The sequence below is a fragment of the Micromonospora sp. WMMD998 genome (genome assembly GCF_029581235.1).
Taxonomy (GTDB): Bacteria; Actinomycetota; Actinomycetes; order Mycobacteriales; family Micromonosporaceae; genus Micromonospora.
This window is the reverse complement of the sequence record NZ_CP120740.1, coordinates 4,966,198-4,986,645: the sequence shown is the minus strand read 5'-3', so window position 1 is coordinate 4,986,645 and position 20,448 is coordinate 4,966,198. Positions and strand designations below refer to the sequence as shown.

At 73.5% G+C, this 20,448-nt stretch carries 16 protein-coding genes; 9 read left to right on the top strand and 7 right to left on the bottom strand.

The window, feature by feature from the left end:
• The first annotated feature begins 79 nt into the window (after positions 1 to 79).
• Complete coding sequence (locus O7619_RS22520) at positions 80 to 1,369, top strand: ABC transporter substrate-binding protein (RefSeq protein WP_282283278.1); 1,290 nt, start codon at positions 80 to 82, stop codon at positions 1,367 to 1,369.
• A gap of 72 nt (positions 1,370 to 1,441) precedes the next feature.
• Here the strand turns inward: O7619_RS22520 and O7619_RS22515 are convergent, their stop codons facing one another.
• A complete protein-coding gene (locus O7619_RS22515; protein ID WP_282283277.1) occupies positions 1,442 to 2,662 on the bottom strand; it encodes an acetyl-CoA C-acetyltransferase in 1,221 nt (406 codons plus the stop codon).
• Between the two features lie 147 nt (positions 2,663 to 2,809).
• Between O7619_RS22515 and O7619_RS22510 the strand changes: the two genes are divergently transcribed.
• The 3 genes from O7619_RS22510 to O7619_RS22500 all read left to right on the top strand — a co-directional run bounded on the left by O7619_RS22510 (position 2,810) and on the right by O7619_RS22500 (position 6,486).
• Positions 2,810 to 2,992, top strand: a complete 183-nt coding sequence (locus O7619_RS22510; protein WP_348774330.1) for an SDR family oxidoreductase — start codon at positions 2,810 to 2,812, stop codon at positions 2,990 to 2,992.
• An 86-nt stretch (positions 2,993 to 3,078) separates the two neighbouring features.
• Entirely contained in the window at positions 3,079 to 3,690 is a 612-nt protein-coding gene (locus tag O7619_RS22505; protein ID WP_282283276.1) for a TetR/AcrR family transcriptional regulator, read from the top strand.
• A gap of 48 nt (positions 3,691 to 3,738) precedes the next feature.
• On the top strand, positions 3,739 to 6,486 hold the full coding sequence (locus tag O7619_RS22500) for a LuxR family transcriptional regulator (RefSeq protein ID WP_282283275.1): 2,748 nt from the start codon (positions 3,739 to 3,741) through the stop codon (positions 6,484 to 6,486).
• A 17-nt stretch (positions 6,487 to 6,503) separates the two neighbouring features.
• On the opposite strand, the gene O7619_RS22495 is transcribed toward O7619_RS22500, so the two are convergent.
• The 3 genes from O7619_RS22495 to O7619_RS22485 are packed head-to-tail and all read right to left on the bottom strand — an operon-like array spanning position 6,504 to position 9,703.
• The gene (locus O7619_RS22495; protein WP_282283274.1) at positions 6,504 to 7,577 is read right to left on the bottom strand and encodes an alcohol dehydrogenase catalytic domain-containing protein; all 1,074 of its coding nucleotides are present in this window, start codon (positions 7,575 to 7,577) and stop codon (positions 6,504 to 6,506) included.
• Complete coding sequence (locus O7619_RS22490; protein ID WP_282283273.1) at positions 7,574 to 8,992, bottom strand: aldehyde dehydrogenase family protein; 1,419 nt, start codon at positions 8,990 to 8,992, stop codon at positions 7,574 to 7,576. Before O7619_RS22490 ends, O7619_RS22495 begins: the two co-directional genes overlap by 4 nt.
• Before the next feature lie 45 nt (positions 8,993 to 9,037).
• Complete coding sequence (locus tag O7619_RS22485; RefSeq protein WP_282283272.1) at positions 9,038 to 9,703, bottom strand: TetR/AcrR family transcriptional regulator; 666 nt, start codon at positions 9,701 to 9,703, stop codon at positions 9,038 to 9,040.
• Between the two features lie 90 nt (positions 9,704 to 9,793).
• Here O7619_RS22485 and O7619_RS22480 point away from each other — a divergent pair, with 90 nt between their 5' ends.
• Genes O7619_RS22480 through O7619_RS22460 form a run of 5 tightly spaced genes read left to right on the top strand, consistent with a single transcriptional unit; the run spans position 9,794 to position 14,923 of the window.
• A complete protein-coding gene (locus O7619_RS22480) occupies positions 9,794 to 10,942 on the top strand; it encodes an acyl-CoA dehydrogenase family protein (protein WP_282283271.1) in 1,149 nt (382 codons plus the stop codon).
• 15 nt (positions 10,943 to 10,957) lie between these two features.
• Positions 10,958 to 11,716 (top strand): 3-oxoacyl-ACP reductase FabG, encoded by a 759-nt coding sequence (gene fabG / locus O7619_RS22475; RefSeq protein WP_282283270.1) that lies wholly within the window; start codon positions 10,958 to 10,960, stop codon positions 11,714 to 11,716.
• Positions 11,717 to 11,748: 32 nt separating this feature from the next.
• A complete protein-coding gene (locus O7619_RS22470; RefSeq protein WP_282283268.1) occupies positions 11,749 to 12,921 on the top strand; it encodes an acyl-CoA dehydrogenase family protein in 1,173 nt (390 codons plus the stop codon).
• Complete coding sequence (locus O7619_RS22465; protein WP_282283266.1) at positions 12,918 to 13,382, top strand: MaoC family dehydratase; 465 nt, start codon at positions 12,918 to 12,920, stop codon at positions 13,380 to 13,382. Before O7619_RS22470 ends, O7619_RS22465 begins: the two co-directional genes overlap by 4 nt.
• The gene (locus O7619_RS22460) at positions 13,379 to 14,923 is read left to right on the top strand and encodes a long-chain fatty acid--CoA ligase (protein ID WP_282283264.1); all 1,545 of its coding nucleotides are present in this window, start codon (positions 13,379 to 13,381) and stop codon (positions 14,921 to 14,923) included. The genes O7619_RS22465 and O7619_RS22460 overlap by 4 nt, the downstream gene beginning before the upstream one ends.
• Positions 14,924 to 14,972: 49 nt before the next feature.
• Here O7619_RS22460 and O7619_RS22455 read toward each other — a convergent pair whose 3' ends face one another.
• The 3 genes from O7619_RS22455 to O7619_RS22445 form a co-directional block, all read right to left on the bottom strand.
• The gene (locus O7619_RS22455; protein WP_282283262.1) at positions 14,973 to 17,420 is read right to left on the bottom strand and encodes an alpha/beta hydrolase-fold protein; all 2,448 of its coding nucleotides are present in this window, start codon (positions 17,418 to 17,420) and stop codon (positions 14,973 to 14,975) included.
• A 483-nt stretch (positions 17,421 to 17,903) separates the two neighbouring features.
• Positions 17,904 to 18,962, bottom strand: coding sequence for an alpha/beta fold hydrolase (locus O7619_RS22450; protein ID WP_282283260.1), 1,059 nt, complete (start codon positions 18,960 to 18,962; stop codon positions 17,904 to 17,906).
• 25 nt (positions 18,963 to 18,987) lie between these two features.
• Positions 18,988 to 20,184: an MFS transporter gene (locus O7619_RS22445; RefSeq protein WP_282283258.1), complete on the bottom strand. Its 1,197-nt coding sequence runs from the start codon at positions 20,182 to 20,184 to the stop codon at positions 18,988 to 18,990.
• Positions 20,185 to 20,448 lie beyond the last annotated feature (264 nt).

The following is a 20,448-nucleotide window of genomic DNA, read 5'->3' as shown; positions in this document are numbered from 1 at the left end:
CGCCGGCGGCGCGGCCCGCCGGCACCCCACCCACCACCCGATTCAGGAGAACCGGACCGAAGAAAGGTCGGTGTTCCACATGCACCGTACGACACGACGTGGTCTCGCGGTCGTCAGCACCATCGCCCTGCTCGTCGCCGCCGCGGGGTGCGGTGACGACGAGGGCCCGGGCGGCGCCGGGCGCGGGGCGGCGCCCGGCGTCACCGACACCGAGATCGTGGTCGGCACCCACATGCCGCTGACCGGGCCGGCCTCGGCCGGCTACTCGAAGATCGCCCCGGCCACCAAGGCGTACTTCGACTATGTCAACGCCAACGGCGGGGTGCACGGCCGGAAGATCACCTACAAGATCATGGACGACGGCTACAACCCGGCGAACACCCAGCAGGTGGTCCGCCAACTGGTGTTGCAGGACAAGGTTTTCGCCGTGCTCAACGGGCTCGGCACGCCGACCCACACCGGCGTGCTCGACTTTCTCAAGAGCAACCGTGTCCCGGACCTCTTCATCGCCTCCGGCAGCCGTAGCTGGGACCAGCCGGACAAGTATCCGGGCTCGTTCGGCTTCAACCCCGACTACACGGTGGAGGGCAAGATCCTGGCCAACCACGTGAAGACCGCGCTGCCCGGCCGGAAGGTGTGCTTCCTCGGCCAGGACGACGACTTCGGCCGGGACAGCCTCGCCGGGGTGGAACAGGTGCTCGGCGCGGACGCGGTGGCGGTCAAGCAGACGTACGTCACCAGCAACACGAACGTGGCGCCGCAGATCGGCGCGTTCAAGGCGGCCAACTGCCAGGTGGTCGTCCTGGCCACCGTGCCCGGCTTCACCGCGCTGTCGATCGGCACCGCCGCCCGGCTCGGCTTCAAACCGCAGTGGCTGGTCTCCAACGTGGGCGCCGACCACCCCACGCTGGCCAAACAGCTCGGCGCGGCGTCCGGCCTGCTGGAGGGCATGGTCGGCGCCAACTACCTGCCGATGCAGAACGACGCGGCCAACCCGTGGATCCAGCTCTTCACCAAGGTGAACAAGGAACACAACGGGGACGCGCCGTTCGACGGCAACACCGTCTACGGGATGTCGGTCGGCTACCTCTTCGTGCAGGCGCTCCAGGCCGCCGGCCAGGACCTCACCCGGGAGTCCCTGCTCAAGGCGGTGGCCAAGGGCGGCTTCCAGGGTCCCGGGCTGGCACCGCTGCGCTACTCCGACAGCGACCACTCCGGCTATGGCGGGGAGCGGTTGACCCGGGTCAGCGGGGGCGTGCAGGCCTACTTCGGGCCGACGTACGAGACGGACGAGGGCGACGGGCCGGTGCGTGAGTACACCGCCGAGCCGGTGACCCCGCCGGCCAACGGGATCCCGACCGCGTCCTGAGCCACCGGCCGGGCGGGGTTTCCCACGGCCCCGCCCGGCCGGTGCCGTGGCCGCCTCGGCCGGGCGGTCCGGTCAGCTCAGCCGCTCGACGATCATCGCCATCCCCTGGCCGCCGCCGACGCACATGGTGGCCAGCCCGACCTGCCGGTCGTGCCAGCGCAGCGAGTTGAGCAACGTGGTGGTGATCCGGGCGCCGGTCATCCCGAACGGGTGGCCGATCGCGATCGCGCCGCCGTTGACGTTGAGCCGGTCCCAGTCGACGCCCAGCTCGTGCGCGCTGGGCACCACCTGCGCGGCGAACGCCTCGTTGATCTCGACCAGGTCGACGTCGGCGACGGACATCCCGGCGCGGCGCAGCGCCTGCCGGGACGCCTCGACCGGGCCGAGCCCCATCACCTCGGGGGAGAGCGCGCTCAGCCCGGTGGCCACGATCCGGGCCAGCGGGGTGACCCCGAGTTCCCGGGCCCGGACGTCGGACATCACCACCAGCGCGGCGGCCCCGTCGTTGAGCGGGCAGCAGTTGCCCGCGGTCACCGTGCCGTCCGGCCGGAACACCGGTGCCAGCGCGCTCACCGCCGCCAGGGTCACCCCGGGACGTGGCCCGTCGTCGGCGGTGACCACCCCGCCGCCGGGCAGGGTGACCGGGGTGATCTCCCGGGCCCAGAAGCCGTCGGCGACGGCCTTCTCGGCGAGGTTCTGCGACCGTACGGCGAATTCGTCCTGACTGTCGCGGGAGACGCCGCGCAGCCGGGCCACGTTCTCCGCGGTCTGTCCCATGGCGACGTAGACGTCGGGCAGGTGGCCGTCGTCGCGGGGGTCGTGCCAGTGGGGCGCCCCGCCGGCGGCCCGGTCGGCGGTCCGGGCCACCGCGTCGGCGAACCGCGGGTTGGCGCTGCCCGGGTGCCCGTCGCTGCGGCCCCGGTCGTACCGGGAGACGCACTCGACCCCGGCGGAGACGAAGGCGTGGCCCTCGCCGGCCCGGATGGCGTGCAGCGCCATCCGGGTGGTCTGCAGCGACGACGAGCAGTACCGGTTCACCGTGGTGCCGGGCAGGTGGTCCAGTCCGAGCAGGACCGCCACCACCCGGGCGAGGTTGTGGCCCTGCTCGCCGGCGGGCTGGCCGCAGCCGAGCATCAGGTCGTCGAGTTCCCGGGGGTCGAGCTGCGGCACCTGGTCGAGGGCGGCCCGGACGATGGTGGCGGCCAGGTCGTCCGCGCGTAGATCGCGCAGGGAGCCCTTGTTGGCGCGGCCGATCGGGGATCGCGCGGCGGCGACGATGACGGCTTCCGGCATGACGGTGTCCTCTCCGGGGTGCACATTTTATTTGCACTGACGGTGCGATTAAGGTTGGGCCCGTGTCAACGGAATGTGAGATGTTGAGCGAGATCCGTCGTTGACGTTCGCCGAACACCCTCATACTGTTTGCATCGTGAATGCAGATTGCTCTCGGCCGAGTGGACATCGAGCAGGCCGCCCGGGGCGTACCCGCTGGGGCGCCTCGGCGTACCCGAGGACGTCGCCGGCGCGGTCGCCTTCCTCGCCGGCCCCGACGCGGCCTGGATCACCGGGCGGACCCTCGTCCTCGACGGTGGGGTCACCCTGGCCGGCCGGGCCGCCGAGTGACCGGCACACGTTCGGCGCTGCGCCGACGGCGCGCGTCTAGACTCGGCGGGCAGTGAGGCGTGACAGCGTCGAGGGGGGCAGCGCGGATGGGTGGGGTGCAGGCGCCCGGCCGGGTGGACGGGCGGACGGCCCGGGCCGCGCGGACCCGGGCGGCGATCGTCGAGGCCCACCTCGCGCTCATCTCCGAGGGGGACCTGCGGCCGACCGGCGAGCGCATCGCGGAGCGGGCCGGTATCTCGCTGCGCACGCTCTGGACGAACTTCAAGGACATGGAGACGCTCTTCGAGGCCAGCGGGGCGGAGGTGCTCCGCCAGCAGGACGCCGCGCACCGGCCGATCTCGCCGACGCTGCCGTTGGCCAAGCGGGTCGATGCGTACTGCCGGCAGCGGGCGCGGCTGTTGCAGCTCATCGCGCCCTCCGCGCGGGCGGCGCAGATGCGGGAGCCGGTCTCCGACCAACTGCACCGCAACCGGCTGGTGCACATCTCGCGGGTCCGCGAGGAGGTCGAGCAGCTCTTCGCGGCCGAGCTGACACAGGCCGGGTCCGGTCGGGAGCAGGTGCTGCACGGGGTGGTCGCGGCGAGCATGTGGCCGGCCTGGTCGATGCTGCGCGACGGGCTGGGGCTGGGCGTGGACCAGGCGCGGGCGGTGATGGCCCGGACGGTGGCCGCCCTGCTGGCCGGCGCCCCCCCCCGCTGACCGGTCCGAACTCTTTCCATCCGGTTTCCGATAGGTAACACTCGATGCATGGTTGCTGCATCGTCAGTGCAAATAACTGGGCTGCCGGGTCGGGACACCGAGTGCGCGGCCGTCCGGCGGCTGGCCGACGGACTGCCGGACGCCGGGGGAGCGCTGCTGGTGTGGGGCGAACCGGGCGCCGGCCGCAGCGTCCTCCTCGGCTACGCCCACCGGTACGCCACCCGCTGTCACCGGCTGGCCGGCGCTGGCCTGGCCGACGAGGCCGCGCTGCCGTACGCGGGCCTGCAACGCCTGCTCGACCCGCTGCTCGACCGGGCCGACGCCCTGCCCGAGCCGCAGCGCGGGGTGCTGCGGCGGACGCTGGCCGGCGCGGGCTGCCCGGCCGACCACCGGCTCGCCCTGTCGATGGCGGTGCTGGGGCTGCTCGCCGCCGCCGCCCGGGACCGCCCGCTGCTCTGCACGGTCGACGACGTCGACCGCGGCGACCCGCCGACCGCGGAGGTGCTCGGCTTCGTGGCCCGCCGGCTGCGTCACCTGCCGGTCGCCATGCTGCTCACCGCCGGCACCGACGCGGTCGCCGCCGGCGTGCCCCGGCACCGGCTGCGACCCCTCGACGACCGGGCCGGCGCCGCGTTGCTCACCGACCGGCTGCCCGGGCTGGCCCCCCGGGTGGCCCGGGAGTTGACCGCGGTCGCCGGCGGCAACCCGCAGGCCCTGGCCGACCTCGCCGAGGTGCTGACCCCGGGCCAGTGCCGCGGTGAGGAGGCACTGCCCGACGGGCCGCCCCTCGACGGCGCGCTGGGTCGCGGGTACCGGAGCCGGCTGGCCCGGCTGCCCGCCGACACCCGGCGCGTGCTGCTGCTCGCCGCGCTCGACTCCGACGGCGATCCGGCCACCCTGGTCCGGGCCGCCCGCGCCGACGGCACGGCGATCGAGGCGCTCGCCCCGGCCGAGGCAGCCGGGCTGGTCCGGGTCGGCCCGGAGCGGGTGGCTCTGGCGCAACCGCTGGCCCGGGCCGTCGTCGTGGCGGACGCGCCGCTGGCCGAGCGGCGCGCCGCCCACCTGCTGCTCGCCGGCGTGCTCGACGGCCCCGGACAGCACCTGCGCCGGACGCTGCACCGCGCCGCCGCGGCGGAGGGGCCGGACCCGGCGCTGGCGGCGGAACTGGAGGCCGTAGCGGACGGGGCCGGCGGGGACGACGGGGTGGCCGCCCTGCACCGGGCCGCCGCACTCAGCGGCGAGCCGCGGCAGGCCAGCGCCCGGCTGGTCGCCGCCGCCGGTCGCGCCTGGGCGGCGGGGCAGCCGCGGCGTGCCGGGCGGCTGCTCGCCGAGGCCGCCGCGGCCGGACCGCTCGACCCGGTCGCGGCCGGCCGGGCCGAGCTGCTCCGCGGCGAGATGGAACTGCGCTGCGGCTCGCCGTCGACGGCCTCGACCACCCTGCTCGCCGCCGCCCGGGCGGTGTCCGGGGTCGACCGCGTCGCCGCCCTCGGCGCGCTGGTCCGGGCCGGTGAGGCGGCCTGCTACACCGGCGACCAGTTCCGCTACGCCGAGGTGGCGCGCCGAGCGGCGGTCCTGGGCCGGCCCGAGGACCCGCCCGACGCGGAGTTGCTGACTGCGCTGGCCGCCGGGGTGGCGGCGACGCTGCGCGGTGACCACGAGCGGGGCGGCCCGGCCCTGCGCCGGGCGGTCGTGCTCGGCAACCGGCTGACCGGGCCGGCGCTCACCCCCGCCGCGCTGACCGGCGCGGCGGTCGCGGGCCTGCTGGTCGCGGTCGACAGCGCCGCCCACCGGCTCGCCGAGCGGGCCGTCGAGCTGGCGCGTGCCCGCGGCGAGGTGTCCGCGCTGCCCCGGGCGCTGGAACTGCGCGCGATCGCGGAGTACTGGCTGGGCCGGCACGAGGCGGCGGCGGATACCTCCCGCGAGGGGTTGCGGGTCGCCCGGGACACCGGACAGGTCAACTCCGCCGGGGTGCACCTGGGCATGCTGGCGGTGCTGGCGGCGGTGCGGGCCGACCGGGAGACCAGCCTGTGCCGGATCCGCGAGATCGGCGAGGCGCCCGCCCCGCACAGCCGCCCGCGCGCGCTCGCCCAGTGGGCGCTCGCGGTGCTCGACCTGGTCGACGGGCGGCACGAGGCGGCTGCCGCCCGACTGGCCGCGCTGGCCCGCCCCGGCACCGGCCGAGGACAGGTGCTGATCCAGGTGATGGCCACCCCGTACCTGGTCGAGGCCGCCGCCGGCGCGGACCGGCGACCGGCCGCCACCGCCGCGCTCGCCGTCTTCGACAGGTGGGCCAGCAGCACCGCCAGCCCGTCCCGGCGGGCGCTCTCCGCGCGCTGCCACGCGCTGCTGGCCGCGCGCGGCAGCGCCGACGCCGAACGCGGCTTCCGCGCCGCGCTGCGGCTGCACCCGGCGGACGCGGGGGCGTTCGAACGGGCCCGCACCGAGCTGCTCCTCGGCCGGGAACTGCGCCGCAGCCGCCGCCCCCGGGACGCCCGGGAGCACCTGCACGACGCCCGGGAAACCTTCGGCCTGCTCGGGCTGACCGTCTGGGCCGAGCAGGCCACCACCGAGCTGCGGGCGGCCGGCGAGTCGGTTGGCACCCCGGAGCTGCCGGCCGCCCGGCTGCTCACCGGGCAGCAGCTACGGATCGCGCAGTTGGTCGCCGAGGGCGCCACCAACCGGGAGATCGCCACCCGGATGTTCCTCTCCACCCGGACCGTCGACCACCACCTGCGTAACATCTTCCACCGGCTCGGCATCCGGTCCCGCACCGAACTCGCCCGCGCGCTGCACTGAACCCGGCGCGACGGCGGTCAGGGCAGCACGACGGTACGGGCGCCCTCGCCGCGGGCCATCCGGTCGAACGCCGCCGCGGCGCCGTCGAGACCGGTCCGGTCGGTGATCAGGGCGGCCGGGTCCAGGGTGCCGTCGAGCACGGCGCGGGCCAGCTCGGGCACGTCCCGGTCCGGGTCGGACGAGCCGTACACCGAGGAACGCAGCGTCCGCCCGGAGTGGAAGATGTCCAGCGCGCTCAGGCTGACCAGGTCGTCCCGCGCGCCCATTCCCACGACGGTGACGTGGCCGCCGCGCCGGGCGGCCCGCCAGGCGGCGCGGATGGTCACGCCGCGGCCGACGCACTCCAGGGCGTGGTCGACGCCACGCCCGTGGGTGCGCTCCCGGACCGCCCGGCTCAGCGCGTCGTCGGCGGCGAGGAAGTCGGTGGCCCCGGCGGCAGCGGCCAGTTCGGCCTTGGCGGGTGACACGTCGACGGCGAGGATCGGGTCGGCGCCGGCGGCCCGGGCGGCGGAGACCACCGACAGGCCCACCCCGCCGAGACCGATCACCGCCACCGACTCGCCGGGCGCCACCCGGGCGGTCCGGCGTACCGCGCCGACCCCGGTGAGCACGGCGCACCCCAGCAGGGCCGCGGTGGCGAACGGTAGCTGCGCCGGAACGTCGATCACCGCCTCCTGCGGCACCACCACCTCCTCGGCCAGCGCGCCGAGGCCGAGGGCGACGTGCAGCGGCGCGCCGGACGAGGTCCGGCCCCGGGCGGTCGCGGGGGAGCCCGTCCGCTCGCAGAACCACGGCTCGCCGCGACCGCAGTACCAGCACCTGCGGCAGGGCGGCGCCCAGTTCAGCACCACGTGCGCGCCGGGCCGGACCCGGTCGACGCCGGGGCCGACCTCGACCACCTCGCCCGCCGCCTCGTGCCCGAGCACCAGCGGGTACGGCGGCGTGACCGTGCCGTTGACCATGGACAGGTCCGAGTGGCAGACCCCGGCGGCCCGTACCCGCACCCGTACCTCACCCGGCCCGGGGTCCGCCAGCTCCACCTCCTCCACCGTCAGCGGCTGGTTCACGCCTCGGGCGATCAGCGCCCTCACCGCTGGATCGCCTTGGTCTGGAGGAACTCGTCGAGCCCGTAGCGACCCAGTTCCCGGCCGAGGCCGGACTGTTTGTAGCCGCCGAACGGGGCGAGCGGGTTGAACGGCGCGCCGTTGATGTCGACGGCTCCGGTGCGGATCCGCCGGGCGATCCGCACGGCCCGCTCCTCGTCGGCGGACCAGACGGCGCCGGCCAGGCCGTACCGGGAGTCGTTCGCGACGGCCACCGCCGCCTCCTCGTCGTCGACCGGGATGACGGCGAGCACCGGTCCGAAGACCTCCTCCTGGGCCAGCGCGCTGCCCGGGTCGACGTCGGCGAGCACGGTCGGGGCGACGAACCAGCCCCGCTCGGGCAGCACCGCGTCCGGGCCGCCGGCGATCAGCCGGCCGCCGTCGGTGAGCGCCCTGGTCACGTGGCCGGTCACCCGGTCCCGCTGCGCCGCGGAGACCAGCGGGCCGAGCCGGGTGTCCGGCGCGAACGGGTCGCCGGTCCGGTAGCCGTCGGCGGCCTTGGCGACCAGGTTCAACGCCTCGTCGTAGCGGTCCCGGTGCACCAGCATCCGGGTCCAGGCGGTGCAGGTCTGGCCGGAGTTGAGGAAGGCGTTGCCCACGCCGACCTTCACCGCGGTGGCCAGGTCGGCGTCGTCGAGGATCACGTTGGCGGACTTGCCGCCGAGCTCCAGCGCCACCCGGGCGATCCGGTCCGCGGCCAGGTGCGAGATCCGCCGGCCGGTGGCGGTCGAGCCGGTGAAGGAGACCATGTCGACGTCCGGGTGGGCGGCGATGGCCTCGCCCACCTCGGCGCCGGTGCCGGGCACCAGGTTGACCACCCCCGGCGGGAAGCCGGCCTCGTGGATCGCGTCGACGAGCAGGTACGCGGTCAGCGGGGTCAGCTCGCTGGGCTTGAGCACCACCGTGCACCCGGCGGCCAGCGCGGGCGCCACCTTCGCCATCACCTGGTGCAGCGGGTAGTTCCACGGGGTGATCGCCCCGACCACGCCGACCGGTTCGCGGACCACGAGCGAGTTGCCGACGGTCTCCTCGGCGGGCGGCCGGGCGGCCAGGTCGACGTAGCTGCGCAGTACCGTCAGCGGCAGGCCGACCTGCACCCGGGTGGCGACCCTGAGTGGGGTGCCCAGCTCCAGCGCGACCGTCTCCGCGGCGATCGCGGCCCGGCCGGCCAGCGCCGCGTGCAGGCGGTCCAGGGCGGCGGCCCGCTGCGCCGGGGTGGTGGCGGCCCAGCCGGGGAAGGCGGCGCGGGCCGCCGCGACGGCCCGGTCGACGTCGGCGGCCGTGCCGGCCGGCACCCGGGCCAGGAGCTCCTCGGTCGCCGGGTTGTGCACCGGGATGGTGTGCCCGGACGAGGGGGCGACCCAGGCTCCGTCGAGATAGATGTCGGTTCGTGCGAGATCCATCGCGCCCCTTACCGTGGTCGAAAACTAGCGCTGCAAGTTTTGACTCTAGTGCCCCGGATCGGCCGGCGGGAGGGGTGGGAGCGGCCCGATGTGCTCCTCGTAGGTGCGGGAGAGCCCGTGGATGAGCGCGTCGAGGCCGAGCGCGAAGGCGCCCTCGTCCACCCGTTGCTGATGCTCGGCGAGCCGGTGCGCCTGGGTCAGGTGCGGATACCGCTCGCCGTACAGGCCCGGGTCCTCGACGAAGCCACGGGCGAACGATCCGAGCGCGGAGCCCGCCACGAGATAGCGCATCAGCGCGCCGATGTGCGTCGCGCGCGCGGGCGGCCAGCCGGCGGCGGCGAGTCCGCCGTAGACCGCGTCGGCCATGGCCAGCGCCGCCGGCCGCCGGCCCGGCCCGCGGGCCAGGTACGGCACGATGTTCGGGTGCGCGGCCAGTGCCGCCCGGTAGGAGTGCCCCCACCGGCGTAGCGCCTCGCGCCAGTCGAGGCGGCCGAAGAAGGAGACGTCCACCTGGGCGGTGACGCTGTCGGCCACCGCGTCGAGAATCTCGTCCTTGGTGGCGAAGTGGTTGTAGAGCGAGGGCCCGCGTACGCCGAGTTCGGCGGCGAGCCGCCGGGTGGAGAACGCCTCCAGCCCGTCCGCGTCGATCAGCGCGGCGGCGGCATCGACGATCCGCTGCCGGCTGAGCAGCGCCTGCCTCGGCCGGGGCATCTACGCCTCCCTCGCTCACTCGTCGGTCGCGGCAACTCTGCCACAACCGGGTCTGGACGTACTTAAACTTGCAGCGCTAGTTTATGCCGTATGGACCTTCAGCTCTCCGCGGAGCAGGCGGCGGTTCGTCAGCTCGCCGCCGAGTTCGTCGGCCGTGAGGTGGTCCCGCACGCCGCGGCCTGGGACCGGCGCGAGTCGGTCGACCCGGAGATCGTGGACAAGCTCGGCCGGCTGGGCTTCCTCGGGCTGACCATCCCCGAGGAGGACGGCGGGTCCGGCGGCGACCACCTCTCCTACTGCCTGGTGCTGGAGGAACTCGGCCGGGGCGACTCCGCCGTGCGGGGCATCGTCTCGGTGTCGCTCGGGCTGGTCGCCAAGGCCATCGCCGCGCACGGGTCCGCCGCGCAGCGGGCCGAGTGGCTGCCCCGGCTCTGCGCCGGCACCGCGCTCGGCTGCTTCGCCCTGACCGAACCGGACAGCGGCTCGGACGCGGCGGCGCTGACCACCCGGGCGACCCGCGACGGCGGCGACTGGCTGATCACCGGCGCGAAGACGTTCATCACCAACGGCACCGTGGCCGACGTGGTCCTGCTCTTCGCCCGCACCGGCGGGCCCGGCCACCGGGGCATCACCGCGTTCCTGGTGCCCACCACCGTCGCCGGGCTCACCCGCAAAGAGATCCACGGCAAGCTCGGGCTGCGCGGGCAGGCCACGGGTGAGCTGCGCTTCGACGCCGTCCGGGTGCCCGACTCGGCGCGGCTCGGCCCGGCCGGCGGCGGGTTCCGGCTGGCGCTGGCCACCCTGGCCAAGGGCCGGATGTCGGTGGCCGCCGGCTGCGTCGGCATCGCCCAGGGCTGCCTCGACGCGGCGGTCGGCTACGCCGGGCAGCGCAGCCAGTTCGGCAAGCCGATCGCCGGGCACCAACTGGTGCAGCAGTTGCTCGCCGCCATCGCCGTGGACACCGCCGCCGCCCGGCTGCTGGTGTGGCGGGTGGCCGACCTCGTGGACCGGGGCGAGCCGTTCGCCACCGAGGCCTCGATGGCCAAGCTCTTCGCCAGCGAGGCCGCGGTCCGGGCGGCCAACAACGCCGTCCAGGTCTTCGGCGGGTACGGCTACATCGACGAGTACCCGGTCGGCAAGTACCTGCGCGACGCCCGGGTCGCCACCCTCTACGAGGGCACCAGCCAGATCCAGCAACTGCTCATCGGGCGCGCGCTCACCGGCGTCAACGCCTTCTAGCCAAGGGGAGAACCCGTGACCAGATTCGCCGACCGGGTGGCCGTCGTCACCGGCGCCGGGCAGGGCATCGGCGCGGCGACCGCGCACCGGCTGGCCGCCGAGGGCGCCGCCGTCGCCGTGGTCGACCTCGACGAGGAGCGCAGCCGGGCGGTCGCCGGCGAGATCACCGCGGCCGGCGGCCGGGCCGTCGGCATCGGCTGCGACGTGACCGACCCCGCGGCGGTGGCCGCGATGACCGACCGGGTGGCGCAGGCGTACGGCGGCTTGCACGTGCTGGTGAACAACGCCGGCATCACCCGTGACGAGCTGCTGTTCAAGATGCCCCTGCCACACTGGGAGGCGGTGCTGACCACCAACCTGACCAGCATGTTCCTCTGCAGCCAGGCCGCCCAACAGCACATGGTCGCGGCCCGCTACGGCCGGATCGTCAACCTGAGCAGCCGCTCCGCCCTCGGCAACCGGGGGCAGGTCAACTACGCGGCGGCCAAGGCGGGGGTGCAGGGCCTGACCGCCACCCTCGCCATCGAGCTCGGCCCGTACAACATCACGGTCAACGCCGTCGCACCGGGCTACGTGGCCACCGCGATGACCGCCGCCACCGCGCAGCGGGTCGGCAGCAGCCCGGAGGAGCATCAGCGGATGGTCGCCGAGCACACCCCGCTGCGCCGGGTCGCCCAGCCGACCGAGATCGCTTCGGTGATCGCCTTCCTGTCCAGCGACGACGCGTCGTACGTCAGCGGGCAGACCCTGTACGTCAATGGCGGCGCGCGCTGAGGCGCGCCGGCGGACCAGCACCCGGAGGAAACATGGACTTCGCGCTTTCCGACACCGAGCGGGCGATCCGCGACACCGCCCGCGACTTCATCGCCAGGGAGGTCATGCCGCTGGAGCAGGAACTGCTGCGGCGGGAGCGGGCGCACCGGCCCGGACTGGAGCACAGCGAGCTGCGCGAGCTGCAACTCAAGGCGCGCAAGTTCGGGTTCTGGGGGCTGGCCACCCCGGAGGAGTACGGCGGCATGGACCTGCCGGCCGTCACCCAGTCCCTGATCTGGACCGAACTCGGCCGCTCGTTCGTGCCGTTCCGGTTCGGCGGTGAGGCCGACAACATCCTGTTCCACGCCAACGACGAGCAGAAGCGCGAGTACCTGGTCCCGACCATCGAGGGGGAGCGGCGAAGCTGCTTCGCGATCACCGAGCCCGGCGCCGGCTCCGACGCGGCCAACATCAAGCTCAGCGCCCGCCGCGACGGCGACGACTGGATCCTCAACGGCGAGAAGACCTTCATCACCGGCGGTCACGACGCCGACTTCGCCATCGTGATCGCGGTGACCGACCGGGAGAAGGGCGCCCGCCACGGCGGCGCCACCGCTTTCCTGGTGGACCGGTCGATGGGCTGGCGCTCGGAGTTCATCCAGACGATGGGCGAGGGTGGCCCCGCCTCGCTGGTCTTCGACGACGTCCGGGTGCCCGGGCGCAACATCCTCGGCGAGCCCGGGCAGGGCTTCAGCCTCGGCATGGAGTGGATCGGCAAGGGCCGCTACATCATCCCGTCGCACGCCGTCGGCATCGCCGAGCGGGCGTTGTCGATGGCCGTCGACTACGCCAACACCCGGGAGACCTTCGGCGCGAAGATCGGCACCAACCAGGCCGTCCAGTGGATGATCGCCGACTCGGAGACCGAGCTGGAGGCGGCCCGCTGGCTCATCCTGCGTGCCGCCTGGACCGTCGACCAGGGCATGGACCCCCGGCACGCCTCCTCGATGGCGAAGCTCTACGGGGCGGGCATGGTCAACCGGGTGGTCGACCGCGTCCTACAGATCCACGGCGGCATGGGCTACACCCGCGAGCTGCCGATCGAGCGCTGGTACCGGCAGGTCCGGCTGTACCGGATCTTCGAGGGCACCGACGAGATGCAGCGACTGATCATCTCCCGCGACCTGCTGCGCGGCTACACGAAGCTGGGAGGGCACCTGGCATGAGGGTCTTCGCGTCCATCGAGGAGTTCGCCGAGGCGACCGGCGAGACCCTGGGCCCCGGCCCCTGGTTCCGGATCGACCAGCACCGGGTCGACCGGTTCGCCGACGCCACCGACGACCGCCAGTGGATCCACATCGACCCGCGACGGGCCGCGTCCGGCCCGTTCGGCGGCACCATCGCGCACGGCTACCTCACGCTGTCCCTGCTGCCGGCGCTGGCCGGTGGCCTGTACCGGGTCGAGGGGGTGGCCATGGGGGTCAACTACGGCCTCAACCGGGTGCGCTTCCCGGCCCCGCTCCGGGTCGGCAGCGCGGTCCGCGCCACCGCGACCCCGGCCGAGGTGTCGCCTGTGGACGGCGGCGTGCAGGTGGTCACCGCGGTCACCGTGGAGAGCGACGCCGGCGGCAAGCCGGTCTGCGTCGCCGAGACGGTCAGCCGCCTGGTGCGGGGCGCGGCCCGATGACCGCGCTGTCGCTGGCCATGGTGCTGGCCGAGTCCGCCCGCCGGCACGCCGACACGGTCGCCGTGGTCGACGGTGACATCCGGGTGACGTACGCCGAGCTGTGGCTGGAGGCGCGCAGCTACGCCGCCGGGCTGCGGGAGCTGGGGGTCGGCCCCGGCGACAAGGTGGCCCTGCTGGCCCCGAACGTGGTGGACTTCCCCCGGGTCTACTACGGGGGCCTCGCCGCCGGCGCGGTGCTCGTCCCGGTGCACCTGCTGCTGACCGTGGACGAGGCGGCGCACGTGCTGACCGACAGCGGCACGAAGCTGCTGGTGTGCCACAGCTCCCAGCTCGCCCTGGGCGCCGCCGCCGCGGCGGCGGCCGGCGTGCCGCTGGTGACCGTCGGGCCGGCGGCCTCCGGCGCGGTCGCGCCCCGCCTGGAGGACCTGAGCCACCCGCTGCCACCGCTGCCGTCGTACGTCACCCGGTCGGCGGAGGACCCGGCGGTGGTGCTCTACACCAGCGGCACCACCGGGGTGCCCAAGGGCGCCGTGCTCACCCACCTCAACCTGGTCATGAACGCCACCGTGAACGTCTTCGACGCCAACGACACGCGCAGCACGGACATCGTGCTCGGTTGCCTGCCGCTGTTCCACAGCTTCGGCCAGACGGTGGCGATGAACGGCACCTTCCGGATCGGCGCGACGCTGGTGCTGCTGAGCCGGTTCACCGGGCCAGCCGCCATCGACCTGATGCTGCGCGAGGGGGTGGACGTCTTCCACGGCGTGCCCACCATGTACGTGGCGCTGCTCGACGCCGCCCGGGACCGGGACGACCTGCCCCGGCTGCGGCTCTGCGTCTCCGGCGGGGCGTCGCTGCCGGTGGCCGTGCTGGAACGGTTCCACGCCGCCTTCCGGACGACGGTCTTCGAAGGGTACGGGCTCTCCGAGACCTCACCCACCGCCACCACCAACCAGCCGCACTTCGGCACCCGAGCCGGGACCATCGGGCACCCGGTCTGGGGCGTGGAGGTGGAGATCGCCCGCGCGGAGGTGGACGAGCGGGTCGAGCTGCTGCCGACCGGGGAGCTCGGCGAGATCGTCATCCGGGGGCACAACGTCTTCGCCGGTTACCTGGGGCGGCCCGAGGCGACCGCGGAGGCGGTGGTGGACGGCTGGTTCCGTAGCGGTGACCTGGGACGCAAGGACGCCGACGGGTTCATCACCATCGTCGACCGGAAGAAAGACATGATCATCCGGGGTGGCTTCAACGTCTACCCACGCGAGGTGGAGGAGGTCCTTGCCCGGCACCCGGCGGTCGGCCAGGTGGCGGTGATCGGGGTGCCCGACCCGCGCCACGGCGAGGAGGTCTGCGCGGTGGTGGTGGCGGACCCGGCCGGCCCGGGCCTGCCCGACGAGCAGGAGATGATCGACTGGTCGCGGGAGCATCTGGGCCGGCACAAGTACCCGCGGCAGGTCCGGTATGTCGACGACCTGCCGCTCGGGCCGAGCCACAAGGTGCTCAAGCGGGAACTGCGTCGCCGGATGGCCCCGCCCGACTGACCACCGCTCCCCGTCCGCTGCCCACCCGCGCCGGCCGCGTGACGCGGGGTCAGTCGATGGTCAGGGCGATGGTGTGAACGGAGCCGCGGACCGGGTCGATCTGCAGGTCGTAGGCACCCGGGGTGAGCCCGGTGGTGTCCCAGTGGAAGACGTACCGGTTTCTTGCGGGGCTGTAGCGTGCGGTGTTGTCGGCCTTCTTCCGGACAGGTGTGGCCGGAACGCGGTTGCCGGCCACACCGTCGGTCTTCCGCACGAGATAGAGGCGCGGCCGGGCGTCGGTGACCGGCTCGTCGTCCGCGTCGGTCACGGTGAACGTGACCGGCACGGGGTGTCCGGCTGTGACGATGTCGGAGCCGTCGCCGGTCAGCGGTGGCCGCACCTCGCCGACCCGGTACCCGGGCGCGAAGATCCGCGGCACGAAGTCGATCAGATCCGCCATCCAGGTGTCGAAGCCGTGCGGTCCGACCCAGGTGCCGGCGTACTCGTATTCGATGCCCTGGGAGGTCAGCCACCGCATCGAGTCCTGGGTGAAGGTGTACGTGAAGTCGACGTCACCGGAGTAGAGCCGCACCAGCCTGGTGCTGTCGTTGACCGCCTGGACGTCGACGGTGGGGTAGGAGAGCAGACCTCCCGAGAAGGCGCCGATGTAGGCGAACTCGCCGGGGTGGCCGAGCCAGGTGCCCAGGGTGTTCATGGCTCCCCACGACAGACCGGCGAGCGCCTGTTCGTTCGGATCGGTCGAGATGTGGTACTTCTCCGCCGCGGTCGGCATCACGTGCTGGCTGAGGTCGGTCCAGAAGTCGACGCCGTTCTGATCGGGCATGACCACCACCATCGGCGCCATCGTCCCGTTGCGGTAGCTGTTGTCGAGAATCTGCTTCGCACGCCCGGTTTCGAGCCAGCTGCCGTAGTTCTGGCCCCCGCCGTGGTACAGGTACAGCACGGGGTAGGCAGCTTCGCGGTCGGCATCGTAGCCAGGCGGCGTCCAGACGTACGCGTAGCGCTCCGCGCCCTGGCCTCCGTCGTAGGTCATCAGCGAGACCGTGCCGCCCCGGCCTTCGGGGACATCGGCCAGCATCGCGTCGGACCTGCCCGGCACGAAAAGCTGCGACTCCATCACGTGGGTGTTGACGGTGTCGGCCGGGTCCTTCATGTCGACGCCGTCGACCACGTACCGGTAGTAGTAGTAGCCGTCGAGCGGTCCGATCGTCGTTCGCCAGCGGCCGTCGGGCTGCTTGTTCATCGGGATCCGGAACCATTGGCCGTTCGGCGCCCAGTTGCCCCAGATCGTGACGTCCCTGGCGTCAGCCCACTGGGTGCCGGTCTCGAACGTGACGATGCCGTGCGGGTCGATGTGCGGGGTCGTGATCGACCCGGCGCGAGGGGGGTCATACGGCCGGGTCAGCGCGCGGTGTCCCGTGCTGGCGCCGTGGCGGACGACCTTCTGTCCGAAGAGCCGAGCGGCGAAGTCTCGCAGGTTTTCCCGCCACGCGTCCCAGGTGGCGCCGTCGTCGGGGTTGACGCCGTCGAACTCGAACTTCGCTCCGGACTTCTTCAGGTTTACCAGCAGGTCGTAGTTGTCGTTGTAGGACGGATCGAGCGTGTTGCCGACGTATACCCGCAACAGTGTGGTGCCCCTGTTGATCGCCTTGGCCTCCGCCCTGGTGATCGGGCCGTCGACAGAGCCGGAGAAGGAGCCGACGTAGGCGAACGCGCCGGGATCGCTGCGGAGGATGCTCATCGCCTGCTCGGCACCCGTGGCGACACCGGCCAGCGCCTGACTCCTTGGCCGGGACGAGATGTGGTAGGCGGCCCGTGCCGCCGGGACGATGGCGTCGAGCAGCTCGGCGCGGGGGTCGGCGGAATTGACGTCAGCCATGACGACCACCATCGGCTTGGCGTCCCCGCCCGCGACCAGGTTGTCGAGGATCTGCTTCGCCCGGCCCAGTTCCAGCCACTCACGAGCGGTCTGACCCTCGCTGCTCAGCAGGTACAGGACCGGGTACGCCTCGGCCCGGGCGGAGTCGTAGCCGGGCGGCGTCCACACCAGGGCGGTGCGGTCCTCCGCCGCCGCCGCGCTCGGGTAGGACAGCTCCTCCACCGCCCCGCCCGCGGCGATGTCGTCCATCCACGCGACCGACTCACCCGGCACGAAGAACGTGTTCCAGTTCGGCTTCGACGTCACCGCCACCGGACTGTCCGGCTGGCGGAAGGACACCTTCGACCTGTCCTGCATGGTCGCGGTGTACTGGTAGTAGTACAGCCCGGGATCGAGCGGACCGACGTTCGCGGCGTAGTTCGAACCGCTCGGGTCGAGCGCGAGCGCCGACCAGGTGCCGCTCGGGCCGATGTTCGCCTCCAGTTCGAGCGTTGCCGGCGTGCCGCCGACGATGCCGCTGACCTGCGACTGCGGCACCGTGAAGTAGTGATAGACGTCGTCGTGCGAATGCCACGTGTCGGTCGCGGCAGCCGTCGGGGCGGTCGCGATGACTGACACCACCACCAAAGCCGCGGCTGTGACGAGGCTGGTCATTCGGGGGCCACTGGTGTGTGACATCGCGTCGCTGCTCCTCTCAGAGCGTCAAGGCCTCCCATATCGAAGGCACGCGTCTCACTATCGAGATCGGCCACCGAAACCTTCCCGACAGCCGCGACAGGCCACATTCACGCCAACGCACTACATTTCCTACACCGATGTGGAGCGAATGGCAAGAGAACTCGTCGTGCCCCGATGATGTCCGTGGCAGCCGCCATGACGGGCCGCCGCTTCACGCCAATTCTTGCCTGTTGAGCTGCACTTTCTTGCCGTTCGACGCGGTTGGCGCGCCCGCGCCCGTCCTCGGGGTGCGGCGTGAATACGATTCACGCCGGCCCGCGGAAATGCGGGAACGGCAATTCCGCAGGTCAGTGGGTTATCCATTGAGGACAGTCGATGCCAATTCGCGGAGCAGGAACGGGTGCGAGGCGAGCGCGTGGTGGCCTACTCCGACGGCAGCCCGGCGATCACCTCGGCGACCGCCGGCGCGTGGGACGGGGCGAGCAGGTCCAGATGGGAGCCGGGGACGCGGTGGACGCGCACACCGGCCGGGCATTGTTCCGACCAGATCTCCAGGCTCTCGGCGTCCACGCGCGGCTCCCGAGGGCGGACCAGGTCCAGTGGCCAGGGATAGGTCGGCAGGCGGTAGAGACGCTCCGCCTCGGCGTTGATCGGGTAGATCTCGACGAGGCGACGCAGCCGGTCGGGGCCGAAGCCGGGGGGCAGGACACCACGGGTGATCGCTTCGTCGAGGATGCGCGCGCAGATCGCGTCGGGGGAGAGGGCGGCCAGCTCGTCCGCCGACAGGTCGAGGCCGAAGTTGTGGTTGACCAGGGACCAGAGCAGGCGGGCACGGGAGGCCGGCGGTTGTTCGCGGCGGGTGACGGCGGTGTCGAGGAGCACCACCGCGGCGGGCCGCTCGCCGTCGTCCGCCATCCGGCTCGCCATCTCGTACGCGACCAGCCCGCCGAACGAGTAGCCGACCAGGACGAGTTGTTCGGGTCGGTAGGCGCACGCCAGTTCCGCCCGGTAGGCGGCGGCCATCTCGCCGATGGTGTGGTCCGGTGACAGCCGCGGGTCGAGCGCCCGCGCCTGCAGCCCGACGCAGGTGTGACCGCGCGGCAGCGCGTCGGCGAGGTGTCGGTACCACAGGACGCTGCCGCCGAGCGGGTGCACGCAGGCGACCACCGGGCCGCCGGGGCTCCCGGGGCGGATCGGCACGAGGGGGGTGGGCGTGTCCGCGTACCCGTCGCGCAGCAGCCGGGCCATCGCGGTGACGCTGCCGGCCCGCGCCATCGCCGGCAGCGGCAGGGACACCCCGGTGCGCCGGCGGATCTCCGACAGGGTGCGCACGGCCTGGAGGGAGGTGCCACCCTGGGCGAAGTAGTCGTCGTCGACGCCGAGGGCGGGGTTGCGGAGGTGGTCGCGCCAGATGTGCAGCAGCACCAGTTCGATGGCGTCGCGTGGTCGGCCGTCCCGGACGGCCTCGGTCGTATCTGTCATTCCGGTTCCCTCGTGACGGTCGGGGTCAGGCGGGGGCAGGCTCCGGGCGGGTGCGGCGCGCCCAGGCGACGGCGGGGCCGTTGACGGCCGCGCCGACCAGCGGGATCACGGCGAGGACGAGCCAGCCGGCGGCGCCCAGGCCGCCGGTCAGGCCGGTCACCAGGGCGGGGCCCGCCACCGCCGGGACCGCCTGGCCGAGTCGGAAGACCCCGGCGTAGCGGGCCTGCGCGTGCTCCGGGGCGAGACCGAACTGCATGGTCCACCGCGCCGTCTCACCGCCGAGTTCGGCGAAGGTCAGCAGGACCGCGACCAGCACCAGCACCGCGATCGCGGGCACCGCCGGCAGCCAGCCGGTGAGCGCGGCCACCGGGCAGGCGACGGCGAGCAGCAGGAACGCCAGCCGCTGGAGGCGCGCGGCGGCCGGAATGGTGTCGCCGGCCCGCGACACCCGGACCTGGAGCAGCACGACCAGCAGGGTGTTGATGCCGGTCAGCCACGCCGCGAGCGGGCGGGGCACGTCGGTGGCGGAGACGATCCAGAGGGGCAGCCCGACCAGCAGGATCGTCTCGCCGATCCGGGTGAGGCAGCTCACCTGCGCCACGAGCAGGTAGGGCAGGTCGGCGAGGGGTCGCACGCGCTGCCGCGCGCCCTCCGGCGGGGCCGGCCTCGGCCAGGCCGGCAGCAGCAGGTAGAGGCCGGCGACCGCGACCCAGCACGCGGCCACGGCCGCGAGCATTCCGACGTACGCCCCCCGCGAGTCGACGGCGAGCACCAGGCCGGCGGCCAGGGTCCCGACCGCGAAGCCGGCGTTGAACACGCTCCGCAGGTACGCCGAGACGCGCACCCGGTCGCTCCCGGCGACCGCGGCGGCGATCATGCCGTCGCGGCTGACGTCCCAGGACTGCTCGGCGACGGCGACGAGCGCGACGAGCGGCACGAAGGCCCAGAACCGGCCGGCCGCCAGCAGCAGGAGCACGAAGAGCGCCTGGAGCAGCACGAACACGATGGACATCCGGCGGGCGCCGTAGCGATCCGCCAGCCGGCCGGCGGGGACGCTCGCCAGGATGCCGGCGAACGCGGCGGCGGAGAGCCCGGCGCCCACCTGGGCGACGGTCAGGTCACCGGTCCGGAGGAAGTAGACCGGCGCGCCGGCCAGGTAGAGACCGGCGCCGACGCTGCCGGCGAGCTGCGCGGCGGCGAGTCGGCGGGCGGGGCCGGTCACCGGTACGAGCGTGTCGAGCACGGACGTCAGCCGCCCGTGCGCCCCCGTGCCGTCTGCGGTTCCGCTTCCGCGTCCGGACATGGTGGACTGCGGTGGCGCCATGCCGTTCCCCCGTTTGACCTGCGCGTGCGGCGTGTGAGCCGGCGTTTCCCGAGTGGTTGATCTTTGTGCTTCCGGCCCGGGACGCCCGACGGCCGCATTGACGCGAGCGATTCTAACAGCGCTGGTACAGGGTGTCACGGGGAATGATCTTTGTGGATTGCC